Source organism: Actinoplanes sp. NPDC051861, from assembly GCF_040681145.1.
Classification (GTDB): Bacteria; Actinomycetota; Actinomycetes; order Mycobacteriales; family Micromonosporaceae; genus Actinoplanes.
In genome coordinates, this window is sequence record NZ_JBFAYE010000010.1 from 244,012 (window position 1) to 261,902 (window position 17,891).

Annotated in this window: 18 protein-coding genes and 1 pseudogene; 15 read left to right on the forward strand and 4 right to left on the reverse strand. The window is 70.8% G+C overall.

The genetic code is table 11. The features are described from left to right. Positions 1-307 precede the first annotated feature (307 nt). From AB0M02_RS26020 to AB0M02_RS26040, 5 genes are all read left to right on the forward strand, one after another. Positions 308-553, forward strand: a complete 246-nt coding sequence (locus AB0M02_RS26020; RefSeq protein ID WP_364230984.1) for a hypothetical protein — start codon at positions 308-310, stop codon at positions 551-553. Positions 554-564: 11 nt separating this feature from the next. Continuing rightward, positions 565-1,263 carry a DUF4232 domain-containing protein gene (locus AB0M02_RS26025; protein ID WP_364230986.1) on the forward strand — a complete coding sequence of 233 codons (699 nt, stop codon included), beginning with the start codon at positions 565-567 and terminating at the stop codon, positions 1,261-1,263. 67 nt (positions 1,264-1,330) lie between these two features. After that, on the forward strand, positions 1,331-2,716 hold the full coding sequence (locus tag AB0M02_RS26030) for a VCBS repeat-containing protein (RefSeq protein WP_364230988.1): 1,386 nt from the start codon (positions 1,331-1,333) through the stop codon (positions 2,714-2,716). A gap of 14 nt (positions 2,717-2,730) precedes the next feature. After that, on the forward strand, positions 2,731-4,425 hold the full coding sequence (locus AB0M02_RS26035; RefSeq protein ID WP_364230990.1) for a GH25 family lysozyme: 1,695 nt from the start codon (positions 2,731-2,733) through the stop codon (positions 4,423-4,425). Positions 4,426-4,499: 74 nt separating this feature from the next. Continuing rightward, entirely contained in the window at positions 4,500-5,564 is a 1,065-nt protein-coding gene (locus tag AB0M02_RS26040) for an NYN domain-containing protein (protein WP_364230993.1), read from the forward strand. A gap of 4 nt (positions 5,565-5,568) precedes the next feature. On the opposite strand, the gene AB0M02_RS26045 is transcribed toward AB0M02_RS26040, so the two are convergent. Then, a complete protein-coding gene (locus tag AB0M02_RS26045) occupies positions 5,569-6,999 on the reverse strand; it encodes a tetratricopeptide repeat protein (RefSeq protein WP_364230994.1) in 1,431 nt (476 codons plus the stop codon). Continuing rightward, the gene (locus tag AB0M02_RS26050; protein ID WP_364230996.1) at positions 6,905-8,338 is read right to left on the reverse strand and encodes a DedA family protein; all 1,434 of its coding nucleotides are present in this window, start codon (positions 8,336-8,338) and stop codon (positions 6,905-6,907) included. Before AB0M02_RS26050 ends, AB0M02_RS26045 begins: the two co-directional genes overlap by 95 nt. A gap of 53 nt (positions 8,339-8,391) precedes the next feature. Between AB0M02_RS26050 and AB0M02_RS26055 the strand changes: the two genes are divergently transcribed. Continuing rightward, positions 8,392-9,150 carry a hypothetical protein gene (locus AB0M02_RS26055; RefSeq protein ID WP_364230998.1) on the forward strand — a complete coding sequence of 253 codons (759 nt, stop codon included), beginning with the start codon at positions 8,392-8,394 and terminating at the stop codon, positions 9,148-9,150. Positions 9,151-9,177: 27 nt separating this feature from the next. Continuing rightward, entirely contained in the window at positions 9,178-9,735 is a 558-nt protein-coding gene (locus AB0M02_RS26060; RefSeq protein WP_364231001.1) for a holin, read from the forward strand. Here the strand turns inward: AB0M02_RS26060 and AB0M02_RS26065 are convergent. Further along, on the reverse strand, positions 9,729-10,886 hold the full coding sequence (locus tag AB0M02_RS26065; protein ID WP_364231003.1) for a 4-hydroxybenzoate 3-monooxygenase: 1,158 nt from the start codon (positions 10,884-10,886) through the stop codon (positions 9,729-9,731). The genes AB0M02_RS26060 and AB0M02_RS26065 overlap by 7 nt on opposite strands. A gap of 4 nt (positions 10,887-10,890) precedes the next feature. Beyond that, positions 10,891-11,670: an IclR family transcriptional regulator gene (locus tag AB0M02_RS26070; protein WP_364231005.1), complete on the reverse strand. Its 780-nt coding sequence runs from the start codon at positions 11,668-11,670 to the stop codon at positions 10,891-10,893. 87 nt (positions 11,671-11,757) lie between these two features. Here AB0M02_RS26070 and pcaH point away from each other — a divergent pair, with 87 nt between their 5' ends. The 8 genes and pseudogenes from pcaH to AB0M02_RS26110 all read left to right on the forward strand — a co-directional run bounded on the left by pcaH (position 11,758) and on the right by AB0M02_RS26110 (position 17,891). After that, complete coding sequence (gene pcaH / locus AB0M02_RS26075; protein WP_364231084.1) at positions 11,758-12,504, forward strand: protocatechuate 3,4-dioxygenase subunit beta; 747 nt, start codon at positions 11,758-11,760, stop codon at positions 12,502-12,504. Then, complete coding sequence (gene pcaG, locus AB0M02_RS26080; RefSeq protein ID WP_364231007.1) at positions 12,501-13,064, forward strand: protocatechuate 3,4-dioxygenase subunit alpha; 564 nt, start codon at positions 12,501-12,503, stop codon at positions 13,062-13,064. The genes pcaH and pcaG overlap by 4 nt, the downstream gene beginning before the upstream one ends. A gap of 43 nt (positions 13,065-13,107) precedes the next feature. Next, positions 13,108-14,319 carry a lyase family protein gene (locus AB0M02_RS26085; RefSeq protein WP_364231010.1) on the forward strand — a complete coding sequence of 404 codons (1,212 nt, stop codon included), beginning with the start codon at positions 13,108-13,110 and terminating at the stop codon, positions 14,317-14,319. Positions 14,320-14,354: 35 nt separating this feature from the next. Next, positions 14,355-15,026: pseudogene (locus tag AB0M02_RS26090) on the forward strand (alpha/beta hydrolase); the annotation flags it as partial. A gap of 15 nt (positions 15,027-15,041) precedes the next feature. Then, positions 15,042-15,428, forward strand: a complete 387-nt coding sequence (pcaC, locus tag AB0M02_RS26095) for a 4-carboxymuconolactone decarboxylase (protein ID WP_364231087.1) — start codon at positions 15,042-15,044, stop codon at positions 15,426-15,428. Next, positions 15,425-16,603, forward strand: coding sequence for a thiolase family protein (locus tag AB0M02_RS26100; RefSeq protein WP_364231011.1), 1,179 nt, complete (start codon positions 15,425-15,427; stop codon positions 16,601-16,603). Before pcaC ends, AB0M02_RS26100 begins: the two co-directional genes overlap by 4 nt. Then, a complete protein-coding gene (locus AB0M02_RS26105) occupies positions 16,600-17,262 on the forward strand; it encodes a 3-oxoacid CoA-transferase subunit A (protein WP_364231013.1) in 663 nt (220 codons plus the stop codon). The genes AB0M02_RS26100 and AB0M02_RS26105 overlap by 4 nt, the downstream gene beginning before the upstream one ends. Further along, on the forward strand, positions 17,259-17,891 hold the full coding sequence (locus AB0M02_RS26110) for a 3-oxoacid CoA-transferase subunit B (RefSeq protein ID WP_364231015.1): 633 nt from the start codon (positions 17,259-17,261) through the stop codon (positions 17,889-17,891). The genes AB0M02_RS26105 and AB0M02_RS26110 overlap by 4 nt, the downstream gene beginning before the upstream one ends.

The following is a 17,891-nucleotide window of genomic DNA, read 5'->3' on the forward strand; positions in this document are numbered from 1 at the left end:
CCCGTTGATGTAGCGCGTGGATGCTCCCACAGCCGAGAACGATCACGCAACGGCGGCCACAACGGTCCATGGACGGTTCCGGCCAGCCCGGAACTCTTCCGCTTGCACCGGGCGGCTCGCAGAATGATTTCAGAACGCCCCGCCGGAAAACGGAAACGGTGAGGGAATCCGAAATTCGAAACGGGGTACCGCCATGCCTTTTCGCCTCCTCGCCAGCCTTTTCGTCATCACCGCCGGTGTCCTCTCAGGCACCGACTTCGTGCAGGTCAGCACGGCTGTGGCGGAGAGTCTCATCTGGGACTGACCTATGCGCCTGATGGTGGCGACAATAGCGACAAGCGACGCGGAAAAGGTCGCCGAATCCATTCGTAATGCCTTTCTTGCGCAGCCGGGAATCGAGCACGTCTCGGTGCGGGTCCGGCCGGAGGGCGTGGCCGTCGGGATATTCACCACGGCCACTGCGGAAACCGGGATCGTCCGGGCCGTCCTGGAGGGCCTGGGATTTCCCCACCCTGTCATTCGAAATATCGCGCTGTCCGAAGTAGACCGCTAGGAGAACTCTCGGTGAAGAATCTGCGCACCACCATGATGATCATCGCGCTGACGGCCGGTCTGGCCGGATGCGGCGCACCGGACGACCTCACCGAGGCCTCCCCGGCGGCCGCCGCACCCGTCGCGACCCAGCCGCCGAGCGCCGTGCCGCCGATGATCACGGAAACCCCGTTGGGCGCACTGCCGCCGTCCACCAAGGCGGCCAAGACTGCCGGAGCGGCCAAGACCGCCGGAGCGGCCAAGCCTGCCGGAACGGCCAAGCCGGCCGCGAAGGGGACCGCCGCGGCGGCGAACTGCACCGGCATCGCGCTCACCGCCCAGCTGCGGACGGCGGCGGAGTCCAACGGCTCCCGCCGGGCGTACCTCAGCGTCGTCAACAAGGCCACCGAGCCGTGCGCCCTGAACGGCTTCCCCGACCTGCAGCTGCTCGACGGCCGCAAGGACCCGGTCTCCACCCGTACGGTCCGCGCCGGCACGAAGGCCGCCGTGACGCTCGCACCCGGCGCCGCCGCCTGGTCGACGCTCGCCTGGAGCACCGTGGCCGGCCCCGACGAACCCACCACCGGCGACTGCCAGCGCACCGCCACGATCCTCACCGTCTACGCCCCGCCGGACACCGTCGGTATCGAGATCCCGTACTCGGCGGGCCCGGTCTGCAAGTTCGGGCAGATCGACGCGACCCCGTTCACCACCAAGGCGCCCAGCGCCTGACAACCACCCCTACCGAAGGAGTTCCATGCGCAACAAACTCGGCCTCGTAACATCGATGATCTTCGCTATGGTGGCAGGCACGACATTCGTCGGTGCCCAGCCGGCCGCCGCCAGCGAACTCGGTGGCACGATCAGCCGCTCCGAGGTGGTCGCCCGCGCCAAGTACTGGTACGACCGCGGCGACACCTGGTACAGCCAGGACCAGGCGGCCGCGATCTCCGACGGCGACGGCCACACCTACCGCCCCGACTGCTCCGGCCTCGTGTCGATGGCCTGGCACCTGAAGAAGAAGTCCAACGGCTGGGACCTCAACACCGACGATTTCCACGCCACCAGCCTCAAGACGAACATCGGCCTGACCTCGCTCAAGCCGGGCGACGCGATCCTCAAGGACGGCCACATCGAGCTGTTCGCCAAGTGGGTCGACGCCGGCGACCCGACGGCCGGCGTCTGGACGTACGCCGAGCGCGACTGGGGCCGCAAGACCGAGTACAGCACTCTGGCCTGGTCCTACGTGACCGCCAACTTCGGCGGCATCCGGTACGTGAACATCGTCGACTCGGTCACCGAGCCCGAGCACCCGAAGGGCGACTTCGACGGTGACGGGCGTACCGAACTGGCGCTGTACCGGACCGCTAACGGCTACTGGAACATCAAGAACGTCGGCAGCGGGCAGCAGATCGTGGCGAGCCACCCGTACGGCGGCGACCCGAGTGACATCCCGGTCTCGGCGGACCTCAACGGCGACGGTTACGCGGAGATCGGCGTCTACCGCAAGGGTGTCGGCCAGTGGCACGTGAAGAACGTCCGCAACAACCAGCAGTTGCTCGCTCAGCACCCGTACGGCGGCGACCCCAGCGACATCCCGGTGACCGGTGACTTCGACGGTGACGGGTTCGACGACTTCGGTGTCTACCGCAAGGGCAACGGCCAGTGGCACATCAAGAGCTACAAGACCGGCAACCAGATCCTGGCGAGCCACTCCTACGGCGGTGACCCCAGCGACGTCCCGGTGGTCGGTGACTTCAACGGGGACGGGTTCGACGAGATCGGGGTCTACCGGGCCGGTGTGGGCCAGTGGCACGTGAAGAACATCCGCAACGGCCAGCAGCTTCTGGCGCAGCACCCGTACGGCGGTGACCCGAGTGACATCCCGGTGATCGGCGACTTCGACGGTGACGGGTTCGACGACTTCGGTGTCTACCGCAAGGGCAACGGCCAGTGGCACGTCAAGAGCTACGCCAAGGGCACCCAGATCCTGGCGAGCCACGCGTACGGCGGTGACCCGAGCGACATCCCGGCGGCCGGCGACTACGACGGTGACGGCTTCACCGACATCGCGGTCTTCCGGAAGGGCAACGGTCAGTGGCACGTGAAGAGCGTGAAGACCGGCAACCAGATCCTGGCCAGCCACCAGTACGGCGGCGGCGACGACATCCCCGTCCTGAAGTGACCCGGGTGACTCTCATGAGAATCGCTGCCATCACCCTCGTCGCTCTCACCGTCCTGGCCGGCACCGCCACCCCGGCGGCCGCGGCCGGCACTCCCGGCGACGGCCAGGCCCACGCCGGCTACGGCGTCCCCTACGACGAAGCCACCCCGACCCTGAAAGCGGCCGCCGCCGCACCCTCCGACTACTCGGTCCGCGGCGTCGACGTCTCGCACCACCAGGGCACGATCAACTGGTCCCAGGTCGCCGCGTCGGGGGAGAGGTTCTCCTACGCCAAGGCCACCGAGGGCACCCACTTCACCGACCCCTCCTACGCCGCCAACAACTCCGGTGCCAAGGCCGCCGGCCTGTACGCCGGTGCCTACCACTTCGCCCGCCCGGACCGGAACACCGGCACGGCCGAGGCGAACTGGTTCCTCGACCGGGCCGGATACGTCAAGGACGGCAAGACCCTGCCGCCGATGCTCGACATCGAGTGGCCGTGGGAGGGCTCCGGCAGCCCGTCGCCCTGCTACGGGCTGAGCACCAGTCAGATGGTCAGCTGGATCCGCGCCTTCGTGAACCAGGTGAAGGCACGCACCGGCGTCGACGCGGTCATCTACACCAACCCGAACTGGTGGAACCCGTGCACCGGCAGCAGCACCGCCTTCGGGTCGCTGCCGCTGTTCCACGCCACCTACGCCTCCTCGCCGGGTTCGCTCTCGGCCGGCTGGAGCCGCTGGACGATCTGGCAGTACACCAGCACGGGCTCGGTGCCCGGCGTCAGCGGCAACGTCGACCGGGACGTCTTCAACGGCTCGCTCGCCGACCTGGCCGCGCTGGCCGGCAAGACGGCGAAACGCACCGAGGGCGACTTCGACGGCGACGGGCGCGCCGAACTGGCGCTGTACCGGACGAACGGCTTCTGGAACGTCAAGAACATCGCGACCGGCACGCAGGTCCTGGCCAGCCACCCGTACGGCGGTGACCCGAGCGACGTCCCGGTGTCACCCGACCTCAACGGCGACGGCTACCCGGAGATCGGCGTCTACCGGTCCGGTGTGGGCCAGTGGCACGTGAAGAACATCCGCAACGGCCAGCAGCTTCTGGCGCAGCACCCGTACGGTGGCGATCCGAGCGACATCCCGGTGACCGGCGACTTCGACGGTGACGGGTTCGACGACTTCGGTGTCTACCGCAAGGGCAACGGCCAGTGGCACGTCAAGAGCTACGCCAAGGGCACCCAGCTCCTGGCGAGCCACTCCTACGGCGGTGACCCGAGCGACGTCCCGGTGGTCGGTGACTTCGACGGTGACGGGTTCGACGACTTCGGTGTCTACCGCGAGGGCAACGGCCAGTGGCACGTCAAGAGCTACCGGACCGGCAACCAGATCCTGGCCAGCCACTCCTACGGCGGTGACCCGAGCGACGTTCCGGTGGTCGGTGACTTCAACGGGGACGGGTTCGACGAGATCGGGGTATACCGGTCCGGTGTGGGCCAGTGGCACGTGAAGAACATCCGCAACGGCCAGCAGCTCCTCGCGCAGCACCCGTACGGCGGCGACCCCAGTGACATCCCGGTCGTCGGCGACTACGACGGCGACGGGTACGACGACTTCGGAGTCTTCCGCAAGGGCAACGGCCAGTGGCACATCAAGAGCTACGTGACCGGCACCCAGATCGTCGCCAGCCACCAGTACGGCGGAGGTGAGGACCGCCCCGTCCTGCCCTGACCGAAACCTGACCGATACCCCCCCACCGCAGCCGGGCCCGTCGCCAGACGGGCCCGGTTGCGTAGGCTTGCTGCGTGGATCAAGAAGAGCGCATCGCCCTGTTCCTCGACTACGAGAATCTGGCGATCGGCGCGCGCGAACACCTCGGCGGTATGGCCTTCGACCTGCGCCCGGTTGCCGACGCGCTCGCCGAGCGCGGCCGCGTGGTGGTCCGCCGCGCGTACGCCGACTGGTCGTTCTTCGGCGAGGACCGCCGGATGCTCACCCGCTCGCACGTCGAGCTGATCGAGATTCCGCAGCGGATGGGCGCCTCCCGCAAGAACGCCGCCGACATCAAGATGGTGGTGGACGCGCTCGAGCTCGCCTTCGAACGCGAGTACATCTCGACGTTCGTGCTGGGTACCGGCGACAGCGACTTCACCCCGTTGGTCCACAAGCTGCGGGAACTCAACAAGCGGGTGATCGGGGTCGGCGTCGAGCGGACCACGTCGGCGCTGCTGCCGCCGGCCTGCGACGAGTTCCTCTTCTACGACCGGCTCGACGGAGTCGAGGTGCCGGCGCCCCGACCGGCTCGCAGCAGCCGGCCGCCCGCCCCGGTGAAGCCGGAGCCCGCCGCGGTGAAGCCGGAGCCCGCCCCCGAGCCGCCTGCTCGCGACGCGGAGACCCTGGCCACGCTGGTCGCCCAGACCGTCTCCGGCCTGCAGCGCAGCGCGAGCGGCGGGGTGACCGCCTCGACCCTCAAGCGCACGCTGCTGCGCAAGGATCCCACCTTCAACGAGGCGGACTACGGCTTCCGGGCGTTCGGTGAGCTGCTGCGGCACCTCGCGAGCGGCAACGTCATCGAGCTGAGCGACGGTCAGGCCAAGGGCGATCCCGAGGTCTCGCTGCCCGAGCACGGCGACCGCGAGGCGGCGTTCGGCCTGCTGCGCACCGTGGTCGCCGACCTGACCGGCGGCACCGGCTCGGTCGCCCTGTCCGGCCTGAAGAACAAGGTCCGCAGGGCGGCACCCGACTTCAGCGAGCGCAAGCTCGGTTACCGCAGCTTCCTGCAGTTCGCCAAGGCCGCAGCCACGGCCGGCGCGATCGGCCTGGCCTGGAGCGCCGAGGCCGACGACTACCTGCTGACACCCCCCGCATAAAGCGTCAGCGCAGGCGGGCCCGCCAGTCCTCCAGCCGGGCCCGCGCCGCGATCGTGTCGGGATGGTCGGCGCCGAGCAGCCGCTCGTCGCGGCGGAACACCTGCTCCAGGGCGTCGGTCATCCCGTCGAGGTCGCCGGCGGCGCTGCGGGCGCCGATCAGGGCGAGGTGGGTCTCGTCCGCGTCCGGGCCGAGCACGCGCAGCAGGTCGGCGTGGACGGACTGGTACTCACGGACGCCGGCGGTACGGTCGCCGGAGGCGGTGTGCCAGCGCGCCACGTCGGTGCGCAGCGACAGCGTGCGGGGATGGTCCGCACCGAGAACCCGCCGGTAGTCCGGGACCAGGCCGGCGAGGGCCGCCGCGGTCCGCGCCGCGCCGTCCTCGCTGCCGGAGGCCTCGCCCTGGAACCGGGCGATGTCCGCGCGCAGGTCGAGCGTCTGCACCGCGTCCGGCCCGAGGACCCGGGTGACGTCGGGCAGCAGCTCGGTGGCGATCCGCTCGGCTCGCCGGGCGTTGCCGCCCTCCGCGTGCCACAGCGCGATGTTCCCGCGAGCCGTCAGCAGCTCCGGGTCGTCGTCGCCGCGTTTGCGCCGCAGGTCGGTGACGAGCCGCTCGAACTCGGCGACCGCGCCGGCCGGGTCACCATCCTCGCCGCGCCGGGTGGCCAGCACGCCGCGCGTCCCGAACGTCTCCGGATGGTCCGGCCCGTGTACCCGTACGTGGTCGGCGACCAGGGTCTCCAGGACCTCGGGCGGGTCGCCGCGCAGCTCGGCGAGGGTGCGCCGGGTGCTCAGCGGCCCGGGATGGTCCGGGCCGAGTGCGCGTTCCTCGGCCTCCAGCAGGCCGGTCAGCAGGCCGACGGCAGCCGCCTCCCGGCCCGACTTGCCGAGCCAGTACGCGATGTTGTGCCGGATCGCCAGGACGTCCGGGTGGTCCGGCCCGAGGGAGGTCAGCGCCTGGTCGAGCATCCGCTCGAGCAGCGCGATCGCGGCGGCCGGCTGACCGGACTCGCCCAGGCTGTTGGTGACCCGGAACAGCACCCGGTGCACGCCGGACTCGCAGAGGCGGTCGGTGTGCAGGGCCGCGACGTTCGCCCGCAGCATCCGGGCGTGACCCGGCCCGTTCTCGGTCCGCGGCCACAGCTCGGCGAGCGCGTCGGCGGCGACCGTCTCCGGGAACGAGCCGGCGTTGCCCCGGACGTCCAGCGGAACCCGGACGACCGGCGCGTTCTTGATCAGCCGGAGCCGGTGCAGTTCCCGCAGGGCGGCCCGCACGTCATCGGCGCCGACGGCCAGGTGGCCGGTCACCGCCGCCGTGGTGAACAGCGCCTCCGGGATGCCGTCAGGATCGAGCGACGAGGCCAGTGCCAGCACCTGACGCGGCACACCGTCCGGCAGCCGGTTGATCCTCGCCCGCCGGCGTATTCGGGAGAACATCCCCCCATGATGGACGCTCGGCGCGACCAGACCATACCGCTGCGTTCAATGCGGCCCAGGCGATACCGAGCATCAGCGCCGCCACGGTCTCGCTCAACCTGCTCCAGCCCAGGTAGACCCATGATCCGGCGCTCACCACCGTGCAGGTGACGGTGGCCGTCCAGACCGCGACCTGCCAGCGCCACGGCAGGTTCCGGGCGACCAGCCAGGCGAGCAGTCCGGCCGCCGCCGCCATCTGCGCGGTCTGCCCGGCCGACATGGAGGCCAGCGCGATCGCGGCGGCGTCCAGCGGGAGCACGCCGTCGAACTCGGCGGGCGCCGGGAAGACCAGCGTCTCGGCGGCCCGCCAGCCGGGCTCGACGGCCACGGCCAGCACGAGGGCCAGGATCACCGCGGGCAGTACCGGGCCGAGCGCCTCCAGCAGGCCGGGCCAGCCGCCGCGGCCCCGGCCCGACCACCACCGGCCGAACCACCAGCGGCCCAGCGAGACCAGCACGGCCAGCACGATCAGCACCTCGGGGGCGGACGTGGTCGCGGCGTCCAGCGCGAACAGGTAGCCGTCCGACGTCCACTGCGAGCGGGCCCACTCGGCGACCACGTCGTCGGTCGCGACCAGGCCACTGAACCGGACGACCGGCGGGATGACGGCCACGAGCAGCACCGCGAGCGAGGTGAGCAGGCCCAGGCTGAGCCCGGCGGCGATGACCGGGTGCACGGGCCGGAACCGCCACCGCAGACGTTCCGCCAGCGGCCGTGCGATCGCGCGTACGAAATCGGGGTTTTGCCCGAACCAACGGCCCGCCAGAATCAGTCCGAGAATGAGCACCGCGATGGCCGCGAGTGCGCCGGCGGCACGCCCGGCACGCGCGGCAACCACCTCGTAGGAAGCCCCGGCCGCGTAGCTCGCACCCACCATCCACCAGGCCCAGAGGATCGCCGCCGGCGTGTGCCGGGCAAGAAAACCACGATGGGGTACGCCGTGACGCGCGGCCAGACGCGGCATGAGGGTACGCGCACCGACCACCCACTGACCGAGAAAGATCGCCCGCCCGCCGTATTTCGTGAACAACCGCTCCGCCCGGCTGCCGGTCGCCTCGACGGCCCGGCGCCGCCCCGAGAGATAGCCGAGATTCCCGCCCAGCACCGCCGCGCCCGCGCCCACCGCCAAAGCGGGCACCAGCGGCACGACCCCCGCGTTGGCGAGCAGCCCCATCGCCACCAGCGCAGTCGCGGCCGGCAGCACGAGCCCCGCCAGCAGCGCGGACTCGGCCGTGACCAGCACGCCCACGACGACGAGCACGAGCACCGGGTGCAGACCGCCGAGGAGATCGTTCAGCATGCCCCGAAACTAGGGCTTGGGGGATCGACGGGGATCGGTGATGCTCCCTAGGTATGCACCCGACTCTTCAGCGCCTCGATGACATCGCCACCTGCCTCAGTGCTCGCGACGACACCATCGCCGTTCTCGGCCTGGGCTCGGCGGGTGCCCAGCGGGCCCGCCTCGACGACCACTCCGACCTCGACTTCCTGCTGGTCGTCATGGACGGCGCCAAGTGGCGTTACCTGGACCGGTACGACTGGCTGGAGGAGCAGGCCCGGGTCGTCTACAGCTTCGCCAACGAGCGCGACGGCCGCTGCGTCCTGTACGCCGACGGCATCTTCGCCGAGTACCGCGTGCTCACCGTCGCCGAACTGGCCCACGTCCCGTTCTCCGGTGCCCGCCTGGTCTGGCGCCGCGCCGACGCCCCGCAGGGCCTCGCCGAGAATCACGCGCCCGTGCCCCACACGCCGTACGACTCCGCCGGCTACCACCTGAACTACGCGCTGACCTGCCTTTACACCGGCATGCACCTGGAGTTGCGGGGTGAGCGCCTGGCCGCCATGCGGGAGATCCAGACCGGGGCCCTGGACAGCGTCATCGCCCTGGCCCGCCTCGAAACCGGTGAGGCGCCGTACCGCGACCCGTTCAACCCGTCGCGCCGGGTGGAGCGGACGTACCCGTTGCCGCTGGCCGCGATGGCCCCCGGATACACCGGCAACGCCGACGCGGCCCGGGCGATCCTGGAATGGCTCTCCAAGCGATACCCGGTGGACCCGGCGATCGGGAGCCCGATTCGCGAACTCATCCGCCGTTCGGACGATTATCGGTGATCTCCCGAGCGAGGAAGGTCTATATCTGTGACGCAGACAGTTCCTAAATGGAGAGCTATAGTACTGGACTTCCTGGAGCGGGCCGGGTGGTCCGCGGGACAGGTGTTCGTGGCGACCCTGCTCGCGGGCGGGGTCGGTGTGATCGGTCAGCTTCCGTGGAAGCAGGCGATCACGTTGGCGGTCAGCGCGTTCGTCGCCTCGCTGCTGCTGACCGGCGTGCAGTACCTCGGTAAGTTCACCAACCTCGCGTTCTGGCCCGACCTGCTGGTCCGGCTCGCCAAGACGTTCCTGGGCGCGCTGTCCGGGTCGATGGTGGCCGGCGTCTTCGACATCACCGCGTTCGACTGGGGTGCCGCGCTGAACGTGGCGTTCCTGGCCACCCTGGCGTCGCTCGGCAAGGGCCTGCTGGCCCGCGAGCCCGCCGCGCCCAACGGGCAGGTGCCGCCGGACGCGAGCCCGTCGACGCTGCCCACGGGGACGTATCGGGAGGCCGTCGACCACGCGCCGGCGCCGCCCACGATCGAGGCCACCAACCCGCCGGAGGGCACCACGGAGTCACCCCCGGCGCAGGCATCCGCTCAGTAACCGATCGGCAGGCCGGCGTAATTCTCGGCGAGACCCGTTGCGCCGGCCTCGCTGTTCGCCACCCAGCGCAACTGGGACAGCTGCAGTTCGGCGTCGAACGGGTCACCGGACGTGTGCAGCATGGTCGTCATCCACCAGGAGAAGTGTGTGCACCGCCAGACCCGGCGCTGCGCGTCGTCGGAGTACCGGTCGGCGAGCGCCGGGTTCTTCTCGTTGATCAGCGCGATCAGGGCCTTGCTGAGCAGCGCGACGTCGGCGATGGCCAGGTTGAGGCCCTTGGCGCCGGTGGGCGGGACGATGTGCGCGGCGTCGCCGGCCAGGTAGAGGTTGCCGTGCCGCATCGGTGTCTGCACGTAACTGCGCATCGGCAGCACGCTCTTGTCGGTGATCGGGCCGGGCGTCAGCTTCCAGCCGTTCTGGCCGTGCCCGAGGCGGGTGGCCAGTTCCTCCCAGATCCGGTCGTCGGACCAGGACTCGGGGTCGGTGCCGTTCGGAACCTGCAGATAGAGGCGGCTCACCGTGGCCGAGCGCATCGAGTGCAGGGCGAAGCCGTTCGGGTGCCAGGCGTAGATCAGCTCGTCGGTGGAGGGCGCGACGTCGGCGAGGATCCCGAACCAGGAGTAGGGGTAGGTCTTCTCGAACACCTTGGCGGCCGGGACGGCGTGGCGGCTCGGCCCGAACGAGCCGTCACAGCCCGCGATGACGTCGCAGTCCAGGCGCTGGCTTTTTCCAGACTTATCCGTAAAAGTCACAAAAGGCTTATCGGAAACGTCATGCAGGGAAGTGTCCGAAATGTCGTAATAAGTTTCGGCGGTTCGGGCGGCTACCAGATCCTTCTGCACCTCGGTCTGGCCGTAGACCCACACTGACCGGCCCACGAGGTTCACGAAGTCCAGGTGGTGCCGCTCGCCGGGCCACTGCAGATAGATGCCGCGATGGTGGTCACCCTCCTTGCGGATCCGGTCACCCAGCCCCGCCGACTCCAGCAGCTCGACGCTGGAGTGCTCCAGGATGCCCGCGCGGATCCGCGCCGCGACGTACTCCTCGGACCGGGTCTCGAGGACCACCGAGGAGACCCCGCCCTGAGCGAGCAGGTGGGACAGGAGCAGGCCGGCCGGGCCGGCGCCGATGATGGCGACCTGGGTACGCATGCGCTCAGCCTTCGGTAGCGGCACGGCCCCCGGCAAGACCCTGATTCCATCCAACGGAAGCCGTCAGGGTCCGCCCGATCCCGTTCGCCGCCACCTGCAGCGCCGACACCAGTCGCGGCAGCTGGCGCCGCAGGTCGGGAACCACGATGCCGAGAGCGGCCACCACGACGTCGCCGGTGCGTACCGGAACGGCCACCGAGCAGGCGCCCAGGCTCATCTCCTCGCCGGTGGTCGCGTAGCCCTCGGCCCGCACCCGGCGCAGCTGTTCCAGCAGGCGGGCGGGCTGCGTGACGGTGTACGCGGTGATCCGTGTGAGGTTTCCCAGGGCCTCGGCGCGAACCTCCTCGGGCGCGTACGCCAGCAGCACCTTGCCGACCCCGGTGGCGTGCATCGGCAGCCGCGAGCCGACCCGGCTGACCACCGGGACCGAGACGTGGCCGGCCAGGCGCTCGACATAGAGGACCTCGATGCCGTCCCGTACGGCGAGGTGCACGGTGGCGAGGGTGGTGCCGTACAAATCGTGCAAAAATGGTGAGGCCGCCTGGCGTAGACCGCTCTGTACCGGTGCCAGCAGCCCGAGCTGCCAGATCCGGCGGCCGATCACGTACTCCCCGTTGGGTTCCCGGGCCAGCGCGCCCCACCGGTGCAGCTCGCCGACCAGGCGATGTGCGGTGGCGAGGGGCATGCTCGCGCGGCGGGCCAGATCGGTGAGGGAGAGGCTTCGGTGCTCGCCGTCGAACGCGCCGAGCAGGTCGAGCGCCCGGGACGTGACGCTGGCGCCCACGACTCTCCTTCCGGGGATTGCCTTCCGTTGAATGGAAGAAGAGTATCGCCGGATGACCGCCGACCGCCTAGCGTCCGGAACGTGAACATGGAGTCGTCACAAGCTGACATCAACGCCGAGATCGAGGCGGCGGCCCTGCAGCCGGGTGGTCCGCAGCCGCGGCTCGACTATCCGTCGTACCGCAGCAGCACACTGCGGCACCCGAAGCAGCCGGCCCACCTGATCGATCCGGAGTCGGTCGAGCTGTGGGCGCCCGCCTTCGGTCACCGCGACGTCGCCGACGACGAGGCCGACCTGACCATCCAGCACGCCGGCACGCCGATCGGCGAGCGGATGGTGGTGGCCGGCCGGGTCCTGGACGGCGACGGGCGCCCGGTCGCGAACCAGCTGGTCGAGGTCTGGCAGGCGAACGCGGCGGGCCGCTACCGGCACCAGCGCGACCAGCACCCGGCGCCGCACGACCCCAACTTCACCGGCGTCGGCCGCTGCATCACCGGGCCCGACGGGTCGTACCGGTTCCAGACGATCAAGCCGGGACCGTACCCGTGGCGCAACCACGTCAACGCCTGGCGCCCGGCGCACATCCACTTCTCGATCTTCGGCACCGACTTCACCCAGCGCCTGGTCACCCAGATGTACTTCCCGGGCGACCCGCTCTTCGCGCTGGACCCGATCTACCAGTCGATCACCGACCCGAAGGCGCGGGACCTGCTGATCGCCCAGTACGACCACGACCTGACCGCACCCGAGTGGAGCACCGGCTACCGATGGGACATCGTGCTCACCGGGACCCACCGCACCCCGCTCGAATCCGACACCGAGGACGTCGCATGACAGCGGTTCCGGGCCAGACCGTCGGCCCCTTCTTCCACCTCGGGCTCGAGTACCCGCGGATGAACGAGCTGGTGCCGCCGGCCCATCCCCGCGCGGTCCGGCTGCACGGGCGGGTCACCGACGGCGCCGGCGCCGCGGTGCCGGACGCCGTGCTGGAGATCTGGCAGGCCGACCCGCAGGGCGTCATCACGCGCCGGCCGGGCTCGCTGCGCCGCGACGGCTGGACCTTCACCGGGTGGGGCCGCGCCGCCACCGACCCGGACGGGCACTACCAGTTCGCCACCCTGGAACCGGGTGCCACCGAACCCGGCAGGGCGCCGTTCTTCGCCGTCACGGTCTTCGCCCGCGGCCTGCTCGACCGGCTGTTCACCCGCGCCTACCTGCCCGACGACCCCGACGTGCTGGCGCGCGACACCCTCCTCGAATCGGTCGCGCCGGAGCGCCGGTCCACGCTGATCGCCACCCGCGAGCCCGGCGGTCTGATCTTCGACGTGCGCCTGCAGGGTGACGACGAGACCGTTTTCCTGACCTATCCGCGGCTCCGGGACGCATGGGCGTGAGTGGCGCGGCTTCCGGCCGCGTCGTTTTTTCCAGGGGTACGGCGTGAGCGATCTGTTGTGGCCCGGTGACGACCGCGCCGGTGACCTGTTCACCGGCGCGGCGGTGCTGGCGGCGATGGTCCGCGTCGAGGCGGCCTGGCTGGACGCCCTGGTCCTTTCGGGAGTGGCCGGTCCGGACGCCCGCGACGACCTCACCGGCCTGGTCGGGCCGGACGACGTCGACACCGTGGCGCGCGACTCGGAGGCGGGCGGCAACCCGGTCATCCCACTGCTCAAGCTGCTGCGCGCCCGTCTCAAAGAGCGCAACGAGGCCGCCGCGGCCGCCCTGCACAAGGGCCTGACCAGCCAGGACGTCCTGGACACCGGTCTCGTGCTGTGCCTGCGGGACGCCCTCGACCGGGTACGTGACGACCTGGCCGCGCAGACCGCCACGCTCATCGGTCTCGCCGAGCACCACCGGGGCACCCCGATGGCCGGGCGGACACTGACGCAGCACGCCGTACCCATCTCGTTCGGTCTCAAGGCCGCCGGCTGGCTGACCGGCGTGCTCGACGCCCGCGACGCCCTCTCCGCCACCGCGGACCGGCTGCCGGTGCAGATCGGCGGCGCCGCCGGGAGCCTCGCCGCGCCGGTCGCCCTCGCCGGATCGCCGGAAGCGGTCCGCGACCTGGTCGACACCGCCGCGGACGCGCTCGGCCTGCTGTACCGGACCCCCTGGCACACCGCCCGCGCCCCGCTGACCGGCGCCGCCGACGCGCTGGTGACGTGCACCGACGCGTGGGGCCGGATCGCCAACGACGTGCTGGTCGCGGCCCGCCCGGAGATCCACGAGCTGACCGAGGGCACGGTGTTCGGCCGCGGCGGCTCGTCCACCATGCCGAACAAGCAGAACCCGGTCCTGGCCATCCTGGTCCGCAGGGCCGCGCTGGCCGGGCCGCCGCTCGCCGCCACCCTGCACACGGCCGCCGCGGCCGCTGTCGACGAGCGGCCGGACGGCGGCTGGCACGTCGAGTGGGCCACCCTGCGCACGCTCGCCCGGCACACCGTCACCGCCGGGTCCCAGACCGCCGAACTGCTGGCCGGTCTCCAGGTGGAGACTGCGTGGATGACCGCCAACCTGGCCGCCGCCCGCCCGGGCATCGACGCCGAGCAGCGCTCGATCGCCCCGGACGCCGCGCCGGACGAGCCCTACCTCGGCGCCACCGACCAGATCATCGACGCGGCGATCACCCGCGCGAAGGAGCCTCATTGCTGACCGCCACCACCTTCACCGACGCGCCCGGACGGCCGTTGCTGCTGCTCGGATCGTCGGTCGGCACCAGCGCCGAATCGCTCTGGGCACGCTGCGCGGAACGGCTCTACGGCGACTATCACGTCGTCGGTTTCGACCTTCCGGGCCACGGCCGCAGCGCACCCGCGCCCGGACCGTGGCGCATCCCCGACGTGGCCCGCGAGGTGGTGGCGCTGGCTGATCGGATCCGGCCCGGCGAGTCGTTCCGCTACGCCGGCGACTCGATCGGCGGCGCGGTCGGACTGCAACTGCTGCTGGACTTCCCGGAGCGTGTCGCCGCCGCGGCGCTGCTCTGCACCGGCGCGAAGATCGGCGAGGCATCGGCCTGGCACGACCGGGCGAAGCTGGTCCGTGCCGAGGGCACGGAGGCGGTGGTGGCCGGCTCGATCGAGCGCTGGTTCGCGCCGGGCCTCGCCGCCTCCGTCGCGGACCCACTGCTGGCCGCGCTGCGCGCGACGGACGCCGAGAGCTACGCGCAGGCTTGTCTCGCATTGGCCGATTTTGATGTACGGGAACAGCTCGCCGAAATCACCGCCCCGGTGCTCGCGGTCGCCGGAGCCCTGGACAGGCCCACGCCTCCGGACGGCCTCGCCGAGATCGCCGAGACCGTGCTCGACGGCCGTCTCGTGGTCCTCGACGGCGTCGCCCACCTGGCGCCGGCCGAGTCGCCGGAGATCGTGGCGTTCCTGCTCGACCAGCACTTCGACTCCCAGCGCGCGGCCGGCACCAGGGTCCGCCGCGAGGTGCTCGGCCCCGCGCACGTCGACCGGGCCACGGCCGGCACCACCGCGTTCACCCGCGACTTCCAGGACCTGATCACCCGGTACGCCTGGGGTGAGATCTGGACGCGCGACGGTCTGCCCCGGCGCGACCGATCGCTGATCACCCTGACCGCGCTGATCGCCCTCGGCCATCATGAGGAACTGGCCATGCATGTGCGGGCGGCGCGTACCAACGGGCTGTCCGTGGACGAGATCAAAGAGGTGATCCTGCAGACCGCGATCTACTGCGGCGTTCCGGCCGCCAACACCGCCTTCCGCATCGCGCAGCGTGTACTTGAGGAGTCTCAGTGACCGATTCGTTCGTCTACGCCGCCGTACGCACGCCGTTCGGCCGATACAGCGGCGCGCTCGCCGACGTGCGGCCGGACGATCTGGCCGCCACCGCGCTGACCGGCCTGCTCGCCAAGGCACCCGAACTGGACCCGGCCCGGATCGACGACGTGCACTGGGGCAACGCCAACGGCGCCGGTGAGGACAACCGCAACGTCGGCCGGATGGCGGTGCTCCTCGCGGGGCTGCCCACCTCGGTGCCGGCCAACACGGTCAACCGGCTCTGCGGCTCCAGCCTGGACGCGGCGATCATCGGGTCACGGGCGATCGCGGCCGGCGACGCGGAGATCGTGGTGATCGGCGGGGTCGAGTCGATGACCCGGGCGCCGTGGGTGCTGCCGAAGCCGTCCCGCGCGTTCCCGGCCGGCAACCTCGAGGCGGTCTCCACCACACTGGGCTGGCGCCTGGTCAACCCCCGGATGCCCGCGGAGTGGACGGCGTCGCTGGGGGAGTGCAACGAGCAGCTGGCCGACAAGTACGGGATCGCACGGGAGCGGCAGGACGCTTTCGCCGTACGCTCGCATGTTCTTGCCTCTAAAGCGTGGGATGAAGGCTTTTATGCTGATCTGACGGTTCCGGTGGGAGAACTCGCTCGGGACGAGGGCATCCGGGCGGGCAGCACCGTCGAGAAGCTGGCGTCGCTGAAACCGTCCTTCCGCAAGGAGGGCACGATCACCGCCGGCAACGCGTCGCCGCTCAACGACGGCGCGGCGGCGGTGCTGCTCGGATCGGCCGCGGCCGCCTTCCACATCGGCTTCGACCCGATCGCCCGCATCGCCGGCCGGGCCGCGCACGCCGTCGACCCGCAGGAGTTCGGATTCGCCCCGGTCGAGGCCGCCGAGAAGGCGCTGAGCCGGGCCGGCATCGGCTGGTCCGACGTGGGCGCGGTCGAGCTCAACGAGGCCTTCGCCGTGCAGTCCCTGGCCTGCGTGGACGCGTGGGGCGTCGACCCGGAGATCGTCAACACCCGGGGCGGCGCGATCGCCATCGGTCATCCGCTCGGCGCCTCGGGTGCCCGCATCCTCGGCACCCTCGCCCACGTGCTGCGCGAACGCAACCAGCGATGGGGCGTCGCGGCGATCTGCATCGGCGTGGGACAGGCCCTCGCCGTCGTCCTGGAGAACTGCACTCAGTGAAGACCATCATCACCGGCGCGGGGGAAGCGGTCTCCGCGGTCAAGGACGGCGACACCGTGCTCATCGGCGGGTTCGGCATGGCCGGCATGCCGGTCGAGCTGATCGACGCGCTGATCGAGCACGGGGCGGGCGATCTCACGATCGTCAGCAACAACGCGGGCAACGGCGACACCGGGCTCGCGGCGCTGCTGGCGGCGGGCCGCGTACGCAAAATGATCTGTTCCTTCCCCCGGCAGGTCGACTCCTGGGTCTTCGACGGGCTCTACCGTGCCGGGAAGATCGAGCTGGAGGTGGTCCCGCAGGGCAACCTGGCGGAGCGCCTGCGTGCCGCGGGGGCCGGGATCGGCGCCTTCTACAGCCCGACCGGCGTGGGAACGTTGCTGGCCGAGGGCAAGGAGACCCGAACGATCGACGGGCGTTCCTACACTCTCGAATATCCCATCAAGGGCGATGTGTCGTTTATTTCGGCTTATCGCGCTGACCGGCTCGGCAACCTGGTCTACCGCAAGACCGCCCGCAACTTCGGCCCGGTCATGGCGACCGCCGCCACCGTCACGATCGCCCAGGTCTCCCGGATCGTCGAGGTCGGCGAACTCGACCCGGAAGCCGTGGTCACCCCGTCGATCTACGTGAACCGCCTAGTGGAGGTGCCCCGATGAGTCTCGGCAAGGACGACCTCGCCCGCCTCGTCGCCGCCGACATCCCCGACGGCGCGTACGTGAACCTCGGCATCGGCCAGCCCACCACGATCGCCCACCACCTCTCGCCGGACAGCGGTGTCGTCCTGCACACCGAGAACGGCATGCTCGGCATGGGCGAGGTGGTCCCGGACTCCGAGGCCGACTGGGACCTCACCAACGCCGGGAAACAGCCGGTCACCGAGCTTCCCGGCGCCGCCTACTTCCACCACGCCGACTCGTTCGCGATGATGCGCGGAGGCCACCTCGACGTCTGCGTGATGGGCGCCTTCCAGGTGTCCGCCGCCGGCGACCTGGCCAACTGGCACACCGGCGCACCGGACGCCATCCCGGCCGTCGGCGGCGCGATGGATCTCGCGGTGGGCGCCAAGGAGGTGTGGGTGATGATGACGCTGTTCACCAAATCCGGCGAGCCGAAGCTGGTGCCGTCCTGCACCTACCCGCTGACCGGAAAGTCCTGTGTGACCCGCGTCTACACCGAACTCGCGACGTTCGTCATCACCCCGGACGGCGTCCGGGTCACGGACACCTTCGGCATCACGTTCGAGGAGCTGGGGTCACGGCTGGAGGTGCCGCTGACCCGCTCCTGA

Excerpts from the sequence above, each read along its gene's own strand:
- AB0M02_RS26020 (WP_364230984.1), top strand. The coding sequence starts at position 308 with ATGCGCCTGATGGTGGCGACAATAGCGACAAGCGACGCGGAAAAGGTC.
- AB0M02_RS26030 (WP_364230988.1), top strand. The coding sequence starts at position 1,331 with ATGGTGGCAGGCACGACATTCGTCGGTGCCCAGCCGGCCGCCGCCAGC.
- AB0M02_RS26035 (WP_364230990.1), top strand. The coding sequence starts at position 2,731 with ATGAGAATCGCTGCCATCACCCTCGTCGCTCTCACCGTCCTGGCCGGC.
- AB0M02_RS26045 (WP_364230994.1), bottom strand. The coding sequence starts at position 6,999 with ATGTTCTCCCGAATACGCCGGCGGGCGAGGATCAACCGGCTGCCGGAC.
- AB0M02_RS26050 (WP_364230996.1), bottom strand. The coding sequence starts at position 8,338 with ATGCTGAACGATCTCCTCGGCGGTCTGCACCCGGTGCTCGTGCTCGTC.
- AB0M02_RS26055 (WP_364230998.1), top strand. The coding sequence starts at position 8,392 with ATGCACCCGACTCTTCAGCGCCTCGATGACATCGCCACCTGCCTCAGT.
- AB0M02_RS26065 (WP_364231003.1), bottom strand. The coding sequence starts at position 10,886 with ATGCGTACCCAGGTCGCCATCATCGGCGCCGGCCCGGCCGGCCTGCTC.
- pcaH (WP_364231084.1), top strand. The coding sequence starts at position 11,758 with ATGGAGTCGTCACAAGCTGACATCAACGCCGAGATCGAGGCGGCGGCC.
- pcaG (WP_364231007.1), top strand. The coding sequence starts at position 12,501 with ATGACAGCGGTTCCGGGCCAGACCGTCGGCCCCTTCTTCCACCTCGGG.
- AB0M02_RS26110 (WP_364231015.1), top strand. The coding sequence starts at position 17,259 with ATGAGTCTCGGCAAGGACGACCTCGCCCGCCTCGTCGCCGCCGACATC.